Source organism: Arthrobacter vasquezii, from assembly GCF_029455255.1.
GTDB lineage: Bacteria > Actinomycetota > Actinomycetes > Actinomycetales > Micrococcaceae > Arthrobacter_D > Arthrobacter_D parietis.
This window is the reverse complement of sequence record NZ_JAROKN010000037.1, coordinates 14,892-29,009: the sequence shown is the minus strand read 5'-3', so window position 1 is coordinate 29,009 and position 14,118 is coordinate 14,892. Positions and strand designations below refer to the sequence as shown.

Genomic DNA, 14,118 nt, shown 5'->3' with positions numbered 1-14,118 from the left:
GTGAGAATAGCCATGCCAATTAATAGGTCGATGAGTTCCAAACCGATTGCACCAAGCTTTCGTTTTTCTACGGACGCCTCATCCATGAATAACGTATGTGTTTATAAGCCGGTTCCCAAATTGGGGGTCGGTGAGTCGCTTTTGGAGGTGCGGGCCCGAGGTGCTCGGGGCGTGCCCGTGGAGATCAGGTGCAGCTGACCAGCAGGTCCTGCAGTCCGCGGGCGTCGGCCGGATGGCCGAGGAAGTAGCCCTGTGCGCGTTCGCATCCCAGTGCCTGCAGGACGGCGAGTTGTTGGGTATTCTCCACACCTTCGGCGACCACCCGGAGTCCGAGGCCGCGGGCCAGCCCTACGATGCCTGCAACGAAGGCATCAGAGCCGTCCGGTCCCAGCGTGCTGATGAAGGACTTGTCGATCTTGATCTCGCTCACGGGGAGCCGATGGAGTTGGGTCATCGATGAATATCCGGTGCCGAAGTCATCGATGGAAATACCGACTCCCAGTTCCTTCAAATTCCAGAGGCTGCTAACGTCCGCGTTCTCCGAAATTACCTGGGTTTCAGTGATTTCGAGGATGAGGGCTGTGGCCGGGAATCCTGACTCATGCAGGGTCTGCGTGACCAGATTGGCGAAGCATGCGGTGTTGAGCTGCGCTGCGGAAATGTTGACTGCCACGTCGATCGGATGGCCGAGACTGTGCCAGACCGCTCCCGCACGGCAGGCTTCGGCAAGGACAAAAGCGCCGATCTCACCCATCAGATTGCTCTCCTCGGCGAGCGGGATGAACTCAGCGGGCGAGATCATGCCCAGCTCCGGGTGTCGCCAGCGCAGCAGGGCCTCAGCTGCCGCGACCTTGCGGGTCTCCAGATTCACCTGCGGCTGGAAAAGTACCTGCAACTCACCCCTGGCGGCTGCACCCCGAAGATCCGTTTCGAGTTGGAGCCGGTACGGGGAATGCGTTCTGCCGGGTGCGTGTCCGCGGGTTCGAGCCTTCGACCGGTACATAGCGAGATCAGCGGACTCAACCAGCCTCCGGGCCGCCTGGGTCACGTCATCCGGTGTGCCGGCTGTCAGGGCTTCGCTGAGCGCTGTCCCGATAGCGGCGTCGAGGAACAATCTCTTCCCGTTCACCTCGAACGGTTCACCGAGAATGAGCCGGATCCGGGCAGCGATGCCCTCCACCTCGGCCTGTACTTCCGCCTCGGTATCAGCGTGAAGGTTCTCGAGGAGCACGATGAACTCGTCTCCGCTGTAGCGCGACACCAGATCACCCTCGCGTACTGCATCGGTGATGCGGGCCGCTACCTGCTGGAGGACGGAATCCCCGGCGCTGTGCCCGAGGCTGTCATTGATGCGCTTGAACCGGTTGAGGTCACAGAAGAGAAGCCCCACCCGCCCTTCGGTCCAGGCAGCCCTCACCAGTGCGGCTTCGATGCTGCTTTCCAGCTTCACCCGGTTGGGCAGCCCGGTGAGGGGATCGTGAAGGGCCTGCCGTTGGGTCTCCTCGAGGAGCCGTGCATTGTCCAGCGCGACGCCGGCCAGCCCGGCAAGCCCCGCCAGCCGCTCGGTCATCACACCCTCGATGCTTGTTGGCGCAGGCCTGTCAGCCCAGTGGGCCAGGATGATCCCGACCAGTTTCCCGTCGGTGGTGATGGGTGTGCCGGCGAAGGCTTGAATCTCGAATTCCTCCACCGTGCGCTGCGCCCACGCCGATCCGTTCCGGTCTGCCAGTTGCGGGAGATTGCTGGCGAGCAGTTCGGCCAGTTCCGGGCTCTCTGCTGCCGTGGTCATGTAGTTCGCGAGCTTGTCCGCCAGGGCGCCCGTCCAACCCACCATCGCGCCGATCCGCACCTCGCCGGCGTCGTCATCCCACAGGGCCACAGCAGAACGGTCCGCGCCGGATAAGGCGGGAACGGCGTCGGCCACTGTCTGGGCCACCGTTTCGACGGTGGACCGTTGGTTCAGGGAGCGCGCCACCTCCAGGAGCAGCTGGGCGGTTTCGCCCTGTTCCCGGGTCTCGATAAACATCCGCGCAATATCCAGACCGACGGCGGCGTGGTGGGCATAGGCGCTCAGCGTGGCCTCGTCCTCTGGGAAGAACTCCTGGCCGGGATACGCAACGGCGGCCAGTACCCCGTAGGAGTGATCGGCGGAGATGACCGGGGAGGTGACGATGGGCAGACCAGTAAGGCTGGGATGTTTCAGGTTGAGCTCCGTACCGGAGCCCAGTGCCCCGGTCAGCAGGGTGCCTGTGCCGCGGGTACTGATGTGGCGACTGCCGTCCGGAAGGGTTACTGCCAGGAGATGGCCGGGTGCATGCACTGCGACGTTGGCCCTGCTGGCGATCCGTTCGAGGACCTCTGCCAGCGACTCTCCGCTGGTCAGGTCGGTTGCTGCGCCCTGCAGCGCGTTCAGCCGGCGTTCGGCTGACTCCAGCTCAACTGGTGTGCTCTTCTTCCGGCGATCGACCCGGCGTCTGCGGAAGCGTCGGAACGGTTTCTCTTTCCACGTCACCTCATAACGGCATTCCTCTGCGCCATCCAACTGGCACAGATCGTGGGAAACCTGGGCCGGTGACAGGCCGAAGAGCGCGGGGGCCTGGGCCAGCAGACTGAAGGTGTAGTCGCAGTCGACCTGATGGAGAGTGTGCGGAGGCAGCACCCACCATCTGAGCACAGCCTTTCCGTCCGTCACCTCATCGGCATGGATGACGGAGCCCGTGTCCAGGCGGGTTGAGAGCCGGGATGCGCTGCCCAGCAGTACCGAGGTGGAGCCGTGCGCTCTGGCAAGGGTCCGTAGCGGCGCGAGGCCACGGTCCTTCAGTGCGGCGGGGCCGAGCAGCAAACCGATGCGGGGGTTGGAGGTTTCAGCGGTGGCGGCGTCGAACAGCCGCACGGTAGTGGCATGGGGAATCCTCCCAGTCACGCCGCTCAGCTTTGCTTTCTGACCCTGCAGGCCAGCCCGCTGCAAGACCCGCTCCGTGCCGGATGGCCCGAGTTGGTCCGCGACCACCTGTAGTAAGAGCCGTGTGGTCGCTGTAGAGGTTTCTCCTCCTGTAGCGCCGCCGTCCAGATCTTCCACAGCACTTCTTCCTGCCTATAACGGAACTCCCCGGGGCACAACGCAGTGCCCGCACAACCCTTGAACGGTACCAAGGAGCCGTGGCCGTTTCGCCCGCGTTAGGGAAATCCTGCGGCAAAGCCGCCAGGAACGGTGTTATTCCTGCGCTGGGATCGGGTGGTTGCGGAACGGCGTGCGGAGGCGGGCGCCAGGCGGGCGCCGTCGTCGTCTGTAGGGCCCGGCTACGGTGCGACGACTTCGATGGTGGCCCAGCGTCGGGTCTCGTCAATCGACTGTCCGCTGGGCATCCCGTCCGGAGTGGCCGTCAGCACGCCGTAGGTTCCGGGCGTGATGTCCGGTGACAGGGTGATGGTGAAGCTGTAGTTCCCGGAAGGGCCTGCGTAGGCGGACTGCTCGCCGATGATCGAGTAGTCCGTGCGTGAAGGCCCGAAAAAGACGGTGATTCGCTGGCCCGGCTGGTAGCCGCTGCCGGTGATGGTGAACGCCGTTCCAGCCTGGACGACGGTCTGCACAGAACCCCAGACGGGGCCCGGCGTCACCGTGTTGGGGGCACCCGCGAAGGGGTTGGGCTCACCGTGGGGTGGCGGGACGAATGGCGTGCCCGGGTTTGGCTCGCCATGCGGCGGCGGAACAAAGGGATCGCCCGGAGCAGTGGGAAGCGGCTCGAGGGTCGGTGCAGGTTCCGCGGGAGCTTCTGTAGCTGGCGGAGTGCTTGGCTCGTCGCTGGGCTCCGGAGACGGCTCGGCGCTCGGCTCCGGGGTCTCTGCGGGTTCCTCTGTGGCGGTTTCCTCCGGGGTGGGAGTTGCGGACGGCGATGGAGAGGCGGAAGCGGTGGTGGTGCGGGCTTCGGGTTCACCGGTTGCGTTTGTGCAGCCCACAAGAAGGAGCGTGGTGGTGACAGTGAGGGCGAGGACTGCTGGGAGCTTGGACAAGAGACCGTACTTTCGGAAACGAAGTAAATAAGAGGTGGCATGGAATCGCCAGGCAAGAAACCCTGCAGTGTTGCATCCCCACTGACGGACTTTACTGCCCCGGATGCCTGCCCAACAGCACGGAATCATCACGTGAGCAAACTGTTATGCGGGCTGCGGTGGTCTTCTCCCGGCGCTCATACGGGCGCACACTTGAATTGTGCTCTTCTCGGAGCGGTCAAGCAGCGCGCTGTCCCGGGGAGGGTCACTCGGACGGGCCAGAGGGTAAGTTCTCAACCCTTCCGATCAGCGGTCGAAATGAGTCGTCGGTTCAGCAGACTGACCGGCGCTGGCAACAATTTGGACTGCCAGTTCGCGCAGCTTGATGTTGCGGTGGGAGGAGGCTTTCTTGAGAAACTCGAACGCCTCGGTCTGGCTGCAGCGGCTCTGGCACATGATGACTCCGATCGCGATGTCGATGGCCGTCCGCGATTCCATTGCTGTTCTCAGATCCTCGGCTATCTCGCTGTGATGGGCAATCCGCACAGCCAGGCGCAGTGAACGGGCTGCTTCTGCGGCATAGGCGGCAGCTCTCTCTACGGTTTCATCCGTGAACTTGTGCGCCCTGTCCGCGTAGAGATTCAGCGCAGCCTTGGCGTCTCCCATGAGGTCAAAGGGAACAGCGAGAATGGACTGCATTCCGCGATCGGCGACAGCGCCGATGTAGTCCGCCCAGTGTTCTTCCTGATTGACGTCTGCAACGTGGACTGTGGTCTGGTTCCGTGCGGCGGAGAGGCACGGGCCGTCGTCGAACTTGTACTGAACTTCATCCATCTCTCGGGCGCGTTCACTACTGCTGGCTACGGTGGCAGCCTTGCGTTCCCGCAGCAGCGTGATGCCGCAGAGAATCTCTTCACGGTCACCGAGGGCACCGGCGGCATGCCGGCACAACTCGTTCAGGAAGGCCTCAACGTCTGCGGAATCGAGTACTGCGTCTTGCAGTCGGTGGTCGGTGCGTACATCGGAAAGCTCATTGCTGCTCACTGCAGCCTCCGGATCTGTCATGCCAGGCGGCACGGGAAGGTAGCTCAGACCCGCGGCGTAGACGGCGCGCCAAAGGAATGACCTAGCAACCATGACGGCGTAGCTAGTGGCGGCCGCTTTTTAACCGTAGGTACAGCCTACGTTTCGCCGTCCTCACGCGTCGAATTTTTCCGGACCGTCCCGCCGTCGTCATTCCGTGGCTTCTTCGGTCCCAAGGGCCTTCAGCTGCAGCCGGATCAGGCTCGGCGCTCCGGCTTCAAGGCTGTCCACGCTCAGCTGGATCTGGTGGCCTTCGTAGGTCGCGAGCGCAGAACAGACGCTGCTCAGGCCGATTGATTCGGGGCCTCTCTCGCAGGTTCCCTCGAGCTCGAACTCCCATCCGGAAGCCTCCGCCAAGCGTAGAACGTCTTCGGCTTCCAGCACCCGGTCAGCCTGCCACGTGCGGCTGAGGGTGGGGCAGGACTTGTTGTTGAAACAGATGAACCGTTCCCGCTCGACGTGCTGGGACACCACGGTCCAGCCATGAGGGATTTTCAACTGATCGGCCACGGCTCCCAGCTGCACGGCTACCGAATCGTGGTGCGTCTTGACGAAGAAAAAGGCGCCGGCCCAGACGAGCACCATGATGAGACACAGCCGAATGGCCAGTTTCCGCATGCTTTCCCCCGAGACCGATCGAAGTTTTGTCGAGCATATAGAGGGCGCGGGTGGTGCGGGAAGCGTCGTGACCTAAACGATAGGTTCGCGCTTTCGTCGGTCACCCGCCGTCGGGCGCTACACGCGCAAGCATCACGTTCAACACGAGCACGCTTTCCGCGCCTTCAACACCAGGAACGCGCCTGCCCAGGCAAGGATCATGCCGATGCACAGCCACCCCGCTACTTTTCTCACGCCCCCCCCAAGGACGTCCCGGATGGTCTTCAACCTATCGGCGAAGCAACGAATCCCGCGTCCACCGCCGTCGTCGTTCTTGTGCCCAGCCATGGTCAGATGTACCGTCGATGGGTATGGTAAGCATACTGATGAATTGATCGTTCATCTGATGTTCCAATCCTAAGGAGACGCTATGAGCACGAGGATCGAGAAGCAGATTATGGTCAACGTTCCAGTGAGCGTGGCCTACAACCAGTGGACACAATTCGAAGAATTTCCCCACTTCATGAGCGGGGTGAAGAAGGTTGAGCAGCTGACCGACGACCGCCTGCAGTGGGTTGCCGAAATCGGTGGCGTGAAGCGCGAGTGGGAAGCGAAGATCGTTGCTCAGGAGCCTGACCGCCGCGTCGCCTGGGCAGCCACCGAGGGCGCCACCAACGCCGGAGCCGTCACGTTTGAGGACGTCGGCGGAGGCCAGACCACCATCCGCCTCGAGCTTGAGTACGAGCCCGAAGGCATGATCGAGAAGATCGGTGACAAGCTCAACGTCGTCGAGAAGGAAGCCGAGGGTGACCTCAAGCGCTTCAAGGAATTCATCGAGGACGAGGGCTATGCCACGGGCGCCTGGCGCGGGTCCGTCGCCGGCGACACCTTGGGGTCCCCAACCGTCACCGACGCCGCCGCCTCACGCGGGGACAGCGGCAAGGCCGGTATCTCGGGCAAGGCAGCAGCCGCAGGAGTTGGCGTGGCCGCCGCAGCCGCAGCTGGTGTCGCGGCAGCAGCGGGCAACAAGAAGAGCACCGATACGGAGGCGACCACTGTTGATGTACCGGTGGTTCCGGTTGAGGACACCACTCCGCCGGATGTCACACCTGTTGTAGGCGGCGCTCCTGTGGACGTGGCACCCGAGACCGCATCCGAGCGGCCCCTCGGTGAGCCCTTCGACCAGACCAACGGACTTACCGACACAACCGGCGACTCCGACGGTCTCGCTGCCAGCGACACCCGCAGTGCAGTCGAGCGTGACGAGGATGACCGGACGGCCGACGGCTACATGCCTCCGGGCAGCCGTCCTGGCGCACCGTAACTCTCACACCCATCCACGGCGGCTTCCTTCGGGAGGCCGCCGTGTGGCGTTTAAGGTGCCTGTATTCGAGCCGCTTTGCTTCTCAGAACAACCACTGCGGCTATCAGGGCGAGGCCGGCGACCAGTCCCAATAACATCGCGGGCCCGCCAATGTTTTCGATGGACCCCGCGTGCACGCAGATGCCAGCGACGGTCAATGCCGACAGACACAGCGACGCTGTCATCACATCGATCCACCGCTGTGAGCCATTGGTTAGACTCTGTCGCCTTCTCCTGGCCGTAAGTCGCCATGCTGCCAGCAAGGCAAGCTCGAAGAAAGCGAGCGCAACCACAACTGCAGTGAGATACGGAATCTCCAGGTACGCAACCTCGGGGTAGCGCTCAGCAGCGTCAGCGGCAATCTGCGGAACAACCACAAACTGAGCCAGCAAGGAGCCAGCTGCCAGAGCGCCGATGAGGATTCGGGCGAGTGCAATGTGGTGTCTGGTGATGCTTCGATCATCGTCCCAGCCAGCCTCACTGTCCCTCATCAGGGTCCTTCCACCCGCCGCGGTGGGACATTGACGGCACCGCAGGCTCGGGTGCCCTCCAGATGACGATCAGGGCCGTGGCCAGTGGACCCACCACAAGCGAGACCAGGAACCACACGCCCCGCGAACGATTCTTCTGTTCCGCAAGACCCGCGTTGATCAGGGCCAGTGTGAACCAGAAGAAACTCGAGCTCACGTACTCATCCATCGCTCCACCCCCATGAGAGACCATCAGGCATAACGCCTCGAGCCTAGCGGAGGGTCTGGACCGGGACCCGCAGGACCGTCGCTAGACGAGCGGAGGCTTCTTCGCCTCAGCGATGCGGGCAAAAGCATGAATGTCGAGCACTTCACCGCGGGCGGACGGGTCCACGCCGGCCCGGGCCAACGCCTCACCCGCAAGCACGCCGCTTCCGGCCCAACCGGCCAGGGCGGCACGGAGGGTTTTTCGTCGCTGTGCGAAAGCGGCGTCGATGACGGCGAACACCTCTTCGCGGGAGGCCGTTGTGCGGGGCTGTTCATGCCGTTCGAACGCAACCAGCCCGGAGGCGATCTTCGGCGCCGGCCAGAAGACGTTCATGCCGATCACTCCGGCTTTGCGCATCTTGCCGTACCACTGGGCCTTCACCGACGGCACGCCGTAGACCTTGGAGCCGGGCGGGGCGGCGAGTCGGTCCGCAACCTCGTCCTGAACCATCACCAGTCCATGGCGCAGCGACGGGAAATGTGCCAGCAGATGCAGCACCACGGGGACGGCCACGTTGTAGGGAAGGTTGGCCACCAGGGCGGTGGGTTCGGCGGGAAGTTCGGTGATGCGCATGGCATCGCCCTCCACCACGTCGCAGAACGCGGCCCGTTCCGGGCGCCACCGCGTGATGGTCTGCGGCAGGCGTGCAGCCAGGACCGGATCGATTTCCACGGCCACCACGCGCTGCGCGGCGTCCAGCAAACCAAGGGTCAGTGACCCGAGCCCGGGGCCAACCTCGAGCACCGTTTCCGCGGGATCAACGGCGGCAACCGAAACGATCCTGCGGATGGTGTTGCCGTCAATGACAAAGTTCTGGCCGAGCGTCTTGGTGGGACGGATCCCCAGTTCCTCGGCCAGTCGGCGGATTTCGCTCGCGCCCAGCAGGGCCTGTGCCGGGGATGAGCTCGCCTTGTCATTCACCTAGACATCGTAACGGGACCTGCGCCGGAGGCCGGCAGCCGAGCCCGGAACGCAGCAGCGCCCCTGCCGGTACTGGCAGGGGCGCTGGGAAAGCTGCGGAAGTGTTGCTTACCGCAGGCCGAGCTTCGAAGAGCAGGAGGGCCAGTGGCCCCAGCCGCCGTTCTGCTTGAGCACCTCGGCAGTAGCGATCTGCTCGGCGCGCGATGCCTGGTGCGGCAGCGGTGCGTACTGGCCGCCGCCGGCACCAAGCCAGCTGGACTGGCTGAACTGCAGGCCGCCGTAGTAACCGTTGCCGGTGTTGATGGACCAGTTGCCACCGGACTCGCACTCGGCGAGGGCATCCCAAGCGGCGCCGCCGGATACCACTGCTGCCGGAGCGTGTGCGGGCGTTTCGATCTCCGCCGGAGCGGCGGCCTCGGCTGCAGCCTCAACTTCGGCCTCAGGCGCCTTATCCTCTTCCGGCTCGGGCGTCGGCTCCGGCTCTTCCTCCCGGGTGCCGACGGCGATAATTTCCTCGACGGGCTCGCGGGTGACCTTATCGCTCACGTTCTCCCTCTTACTCTCCTTGCCGTCAATGACGGTCACGGTGAAGACGCGGGTGCGCTCGCCTGCAACCCCGGCCTGGACCACTTCGCGTTCGCCGACGAGCAGCTCCTCGGTTTCCTTTTCGGTGGAGGTGAAGTCGATCGTCTCGGTCTCGGTGATCTTCTTGCCGGTCTCAACTCGGGTGACCTTGAGCCCCATGCCGGTGACCAGCGAGCTGTTCACCGGAACCGAGACGCGGTCTTCCTTGCCGAGCGTGACCTTCGCTTCTGCGAGAAGGTCCGCCACGGTGTTCATGGTGGTTTCGATCCGGGTGCTCCTGCCGTCAACGGCGAGGGTGACGTTCTTCGGCGTCGAAATGCTGAGGGTGGAGCTGAGGGTGACCAGCCTGGTTTCGGCCGGTGCGGAGATGTCCGAGTCGCTGGCCACGCCGAGGTCGGTCACGAGCTCGCCCACGGTTTCACCCGTGGTGTGGACAATTGTTTCGGCTCCGTTGAGCCGGACGTCCACGGCGGTGGCCTTGTTGACCTGGATGGCAGCGCCGTCGTCAACCGGGGTTGCAAGAGCCGGGTACACGTCGTCGTTCGCGGTTACGGTCACCTCTGCGGTCCGCAGGACCTCGGCCACGGTGCCGCCGAAGGTCTGGACGGTCTGTGCCTGCCCGTCAACCACCACCTGCACGCTCTTGCCGTTGCCCACGAAGGCCACCAGTCCAACCACCAGAGACAGCATGACCACGCCCTGTCCGGTCAGGACAGCCCAGGCCTTTGCATTCCGCCTGGCTACTCGCTTCGCCACTCTTTTTGCCACAACGTCCCACATTCCCCGCAGTATCCGGGCACGGGGAGAGGGCGCTCTGCAGCCGGCCCAATAAAAGCGGCAGCACAGAGTGCACAGGCAAATGAACGACGGCGGAGGGCGCCTCAAGCGCACCTCTGACGTTGAGCTGAGCACACCTGACATGCCTCATTCAGGCGCGGCTCAACGCCAGCGGTAATACACAAGGAACCCGTCCGCAGTGGACGGCATCAGTCCGAAAGCCTTCCCCGACCCCGGCTAATAAGAGTTCACCGTAATCCAACCGTGATAATAGGGCAAGCTCCGGGCCTGGACTTCTACCGGTCCTGTTGGCCGTCCTTCAGTGAAGAAGATTTGGTGGCCGCCCTTGAACTGATGCAGCGCCCCGCGGCAACGGTCGATCTACCCGCCCACGACAGGGCCTTCTGGGAGAGGCACTCGGGAATTGCGAACCGTACGGCATCAGCGGAGGCATCGGTCGGGAATGTCGTTGCGCAGGTGCGCCTTGAGGCTGATGCTCTGACAGCCGAGGAGGTGGCGCAGCGCCTCCAGGTCGACGCATCCACGGTTCGGCACTATCGGCGTGAGAAGAAGCTGCACGCCTTCACCATGGGTGGCAGGCTGCGGTTTCCGCTCTGGCAGTTCACCAACCATGCGGCGCTGCCGTCCATTGGCCGGGTACTGGCAGTCCTGCCGGAAGATATGCATCCGCAATCTGTGGCCGGGTTCTTCACCACACCCCAACCAGACCTAATGCTGGACGGCGCAGCCGTGTCCCCCCGTGAATGGCTTCTCGGAGGCGGATCAGTCGATCATGTGGTCGGACTGGCGGAGGACCTGGCGGCCGGGCGCTAATGCCGGGTCAGTACCCGCCAAGTGTTGCCGAACTTCGCCGCATCGGCTGTGACACCCACCTGCTCAGTCAAGGGTCGGTGCTCTGGAGAGTCCACTTCACAAGCTCCCCACACCCCACAGCGTGGAATGGCCTTCGCACGTGGGGGCCCGTACGCAGCTCACGCTGGGACCCGCATCCCGAGCCCGCTCAGGATCACGCACCTCTCGGCGCCGCGTATCTGGGCGAAAGTGTGGACACCTGCCTCGGCGAGGTATTCCAACTCACCCGCTTCGTCGATGTCGATCGGCACGCCCCCTATGTCACGGCAATCCGCACCGCAGTCGATGTGAGCTTGGCCGACCTCACCGGCCCGTGGCTGACATGCGCCGGCGCCTCCGCACAGGTTGCCCTTCAGGAGAAGGGGCGCACCCGTGCCTGGGCTCGGGCCATCCACGCGGCATGGCCGGATCTCGACGGCGTGCTGGCTCCCTCGGCTCAGCTAAGCCCCAATCAGCTCAAGTGTGACATCGGGGAAGGCATCGGCGAAGTGGCCCAGTTTCCACCGGTCACCGAAGATGGCGATGCATTCGCCGTCCGACCGCCGGAGGATCTCCCCGCCCCGGAAGGAGTCGGGAAGGGAACTCGGTGCAGCCGGGATGCGGCGGGCCAGGGTATAGGACAGCTGCTCCAGGGCAACCGGCGCGTTGAACTCGGTACGCATGCGCTGTTCTGCCACCTCGAACTGCAGTTGCCCGACGGCGGCCAGCACCGGTGCCTGGTCACCGCGCAGCTCAGAGCGCAGCACCTGGATGACGCCCTCATGATCGAGCTGCTCAATGCCGCGCCGGAACTGTTTGTACCGTCCGGGGTCTTTGGCGCGCACGGTGACAAACAGTTCGGGCGAGAAGTGCGGGATCTCCGGGAAGGTCACCGGCTCGTCCTGGTAGAGGCTGTCCCCTACCCGGAGGCTCGTCGCGTTCACCAGCCCGACGACGTCTCCCGGCCAGGCATGCTCCACTGCTTCACGCTCCCGCCCCAGAACGCGGTGCGCATACTTCGTGGCGAATGGCCTGCCGGTCCGGGAATTGGTGATGACCATCCCCCGCTCGAACACGCCGGAGCAGATTCTGAGATAGGCGATGTGGTCACGGTGGGCGGTGTTGGCGCCGGCCTGGACCTTGAACACGAAGCCGGAAAACCCCGCTTCCAGGGGGCGGTGGGCACCATCCGCTGTAACCCGGGGCGTTGGTGCTGACCCCAGGTCCACCAGCAGGTCCACCAGCTGGCGTACGCCGAAGTTCCGGGCGGCCGCAGCGAACAGGACCGGAGTCTGCTGAGCTGCGGCAAACGCTTCAGCGTCGAAGTCTCCGTTGGAGGACGCCACCAGGCCCAACTCTTCGCTTGCGACGTCCCACACCTGTGCGGCGTGGGGATCGAGGTCGGCGGGATCGATGGTTGTTTCCCGTGCCGGCTGTGCGCCTCCCTCGACTGCTTCCAGTGCGATCGAGCTGGCGGTGCGCACGTCGAGCAGTCCCTCAAATTCGCCAGCAATGCCTGCGGGCCAGGTCAGCGGAACCGGAACCATGTCGGTGCGCTCGCCGATCTGGTCAATCAGCCCCAGCGCGTCCAGGCCGGGCCGGTCCCACTTGTTAACCACCGTCACAATGGGAAGCCCACGCTGCTTGCAGACTTCGAGCAGCTTCACGGTCTGCGGCTCGAAGCCCTTGGCGGCGTCGATCAGCATCACGGCGCAATCGACTGCGGCCAGCACCCGGTACGTATCCTCGGAGAAATCAGCGTGGCCGGGAGTGTCCACCAGGTTCAGCACGGTATCGCGATACTCGAGCTGAAGTGCCGCCGAGCTGATGGAGATGCCGCGCTCGCGCTCCATGCCCATCCAGTCCGAGACCGTGCCGTGTCGGCTGGACTTGCCGTGGGTGACCCCGGCGTCCTGGATGGCGCTCGCGTACAGGGCCAGCGCTTCGGTCAGCGTGGATTTTCCCGCATCCGGGTGGGAGATGACAGCGAAGGTCCGCCGCCTGCGCGCCTGCTCAGCGATGGTGGCAGGGCGTATCGCCTCCGAGAGGGTGGATGTGTTTGTCATGGGTTCCTCTTTCTACCTCTGAGGACTCCAACAGACCCCGAAATAACTCGACTTAGTGCTTCTTCGGCCGTGCAATGGACGTGCCCGTGCGAAGAAGGTTCTCAACCATCATCTCGCGTTCGGCGGGCATCGACATCATCGATGGGTTTGGGATCTCACTCCCACTCACCGTACGCGCGGCGGGTGTTCGCGTTGATGGTCCGGCACAGCTCCTCGAGGTCGGTCCCCAGATGTTCGGCCATGAACCGCACCGTGTAGGCAACGGCGTAGCTAGCGTTCGGCTGGCCCCGGAACGGATGCGGAGTGAGGAACGGCGCATCGGTTTCGGTCAGGATCAGCGAGGGATCCGCCACGTCCAGCGCGTCCCGCAAACCGCGGGAGTTCTTGAAGGTGACCGTGCCGGAAAAGGACATGAACCAGCCGTTGTCATTGCAGATCCGCGCCAGGTCGGCGTCGCCGGAGAAGCAGTGGAAGACGACCCGCGCGGGAGGTTCCTCCGAGCGCAGGACCTTCACGACGTCGTCGTGCGCGTCCCGGTCATGAATCTGCAGGGCGAGGTCAAGCCGGCGGGCAATGTCCAGGTGCCGGCGGAAGGAGTACTCCTGCCGTTCGCGGCCGTCCTCACCGGTGCGGAAGTAGTCCAGTCCGGTCTCGCCGATCGCCCGGATGCGGGGATGCTGCGCGAGGTGTTCGATCTCGGCGAGCGCATCCTCAAGCGTGCCCGCCTCTGCAAGGACGGGTGCTTCATTGGGGTGGATCGCCACGGCGCCCAGCAGGCGGGAATCACGGTCAACGGCGTCAACGGTGAAACGGGAGGACTCCACATCCGTGCCCACCTGCACCGCGAAACCGACGCCGACGGCCTCCGCCGCGTCCATGGCGTCCGTCGCGCTGACGGCAACCTGCCCGTCACGGAAATCAAGGTGCGTGTGGTTGTCCATCACCGGGAACGGAAGCGGCTCCGGTGCCGGTGGATAGTCGAGTTTCCGGCTGCGGCCGCCGGCCTCGGGAGCACGTGACCTGCTGGAAGAATCTTCCGCTGAGGTCTCAACAGGCGTCTCAACAGGGCGGTACTGAACGGGGATCGAACTGGTGCACATGGTCCAACCCTAGACTTTCCATGCAAAACCCAGCGGAGCTCCGGTG

12 protein-coding genes and 1 pseudogene are annotated in these 14,118 nt (G+C 64.2%); 3 read left to right on the top strand and 10 right to left on the bottom strand.

Annotated elements, in window-relative coordinates:
• Positions 1 to 184: 184 nt before the first annotated feature.
• The 4 genes from P4U43_RS12750 to P4U43_RS12735 form a co-directional block, all read right to left on the bottom strand.
• Positions 185 to 3,079: a putative bifunctional diguanylate cyclase/phosphodiesterase gene (locus P4U43_RS12750; RefSeq protein WP_277359072.1), complete on the bottom strand. Its 2,895-nt coding sequence runs from the start codon at positions 3,077 to 3,079 to the stop codon at positions 185 to 187.
• A 221-nt stretch (positions 3,080 to 3,300) separates the two neighbouring features.
• A complete protein-coding gene (locus P4U43_RS12745; RefSeq protein WP_277359071.1) occupies positions 3,301 to 4,011 on the bottom strand; it encodes a hypothetical protein in 711 nt (236 codons plus the stop codon).
• Between the two features lie 285 nt (positions 4,012 to 4,296).
• Positions 4,297 to 5,127, bottom strand: a complete 831-nt coding sequence (locus P4U43_RS12740) for a GAF and ANTAR domain-containing protein (protein ID WP_318533030.1) — start codon at positions 5,125 to 5,127, stop codon at positions 4,297 to 4,299.
• Between the two features lie 96 nt (positions 5,128 to 5,223).
• Positions 5,224 to 5,691, bottom strand: a complete 468-nt coding sequence (locus P4U43_RS12735; RefSeq protein ID WP_277359070.1) for a hypothetical protein — start codon at positions 5,689 to 5,691, stop codon at positions 5,224 to 5,226.
• Positions 5,692 to 6,100: 409 nt separating this feature from the next.
• Here P4U43_RS12735 and P4U43_RS12730 point away from each other — a divergent pair, with 409 nt between their 5' ends.
• A complete protein-coding gene (locus P4U43_RS12730) occupies positions 6,101 to 6,994 on the top strand; it encodes an SRPBCC family protein (RefSeq protein ID WP_277359069.1) in 894 nt (297 codons plus the stop codon).
• A gap of 50 nt (positions 6,995 to 7,044) precedes the next feature.
• Here the strand turns inward: P4U43_RS12730 and P4U43_RS12725 are convergent, their stop codons facing one another.
• The 4 genes from P4U43_RS12725 to P4U43_RS12710 form a co-directional block, all read right to left on the bottom strand.
• The gene (locus tag P4U43_RS12725) at positions 7,045 to 7,524 is read right to left on the bottom strand and encodes a DUF2975 domain-containing protein (protein WP_277359068.1); all 480 of its coding nucleotides are present in this window, start codon (positions 7,522 to 7,524) and stop codon (positions 7,045 to 7,047) included.
• On the bottom strand, positions 7,511 to 7,720 hold the full coding sequence (locus P4U43_RS12720) for a hypothetical protein (protein WP_235563285.1): 210 nt from the start codon (positions 7,718 to 7,720) through the stop codon (positions 7,511 to 7,513). The genes P4U43_RS12725 and P4U43_RS12720 overlap by 14 nt, the downstream gene beginning before the upstream one ends.
• A 93-nt stretch (positions 7,721 to 7,813) precedes the next feature.
• Complete coding sequence (gene rsmA / locus P4U43_RS12715; protein ID WP_277359067.1) at positions 7,814 to 8,692, bottom strand: 16S rRNA (adenine(1518)-N(6)/adenine(1519)-N(6))-dimethyltransferase RsmA; 879 nt, start codon at positions 8,690 to 8,692, stop codon at positions 7,814 to 7,816.
• 108 nt (positions 8,693 to 8,800) lie between these two features.
• Positions 8,801 to 10,033: a resuscitation-promoting factor gene (locus tag P4U43_RS12710; protein WP_277359066.1), complete on the bottom strand. Its 1,233-nt coding sequence runs from the start codon at positions 10,031 to 10,033 to the stop codon at positions 8,801 to 8,803.
• Positions 10,034 to 10,390: 357 nt separating this feature from the next.
• On the opposite strand from P4U43_RS12710, the gene P4U43_RS12705 reads away from it, so the two are divergent.
• Complete coding sequence (locus P4U43_RS12705) at positions 10,391 to 10,888, top strand: helix-turn-helix domain-containing protein (RefSeq protein WP_277359065.1); 498 nt, start codon at positions 10,391 to 10,393, stop codon at positions 10,886 to 10,888.
• Positions 10,819 to 11,319, top strand: a pseudogene (locus tag P4U43_RS18085) (RES family NAD+ phosphorylase); the annotation flags it as partial. The gene P4U43_RS12705 and the pseudogene P4U43_RS18085, both read left to right, overlap by 70 nt.
• 48 nt (positions 11,320 to 11,367) lie before the next feature.
• On the opposite strand, the gene P4U43_RS12695 reads toward P4U43_RS18085, so the two are convergent.
• The gene (locus P4U43_RS12695) at positions 11,368 to 12,972 is read right to left on the bottom strand and encodes a peptide chain release factor 3 (protein WP_277359064.1); all 1,605 of its coding nucleotides are present in this window, start codon (positions 12,970 to 12,972) and stop codon (positions 11,368 to 11,370) included.
• A 155-nt stretch (positions 12,973 to 13,127) separates the two neighbouring features.
• Positions 13,128 to 14,072, bottom strand: coding sequence for a TatD family hydrolase (locus P4U43_RS12690; protein WP_318533029.1), 945 nt, complete (start codon positions 14,070 to 14,072; stop codon positions 13,128 to 13,130).
• Positions 14,073 to 14,118 lie beyond the last annotated feature (46 nt).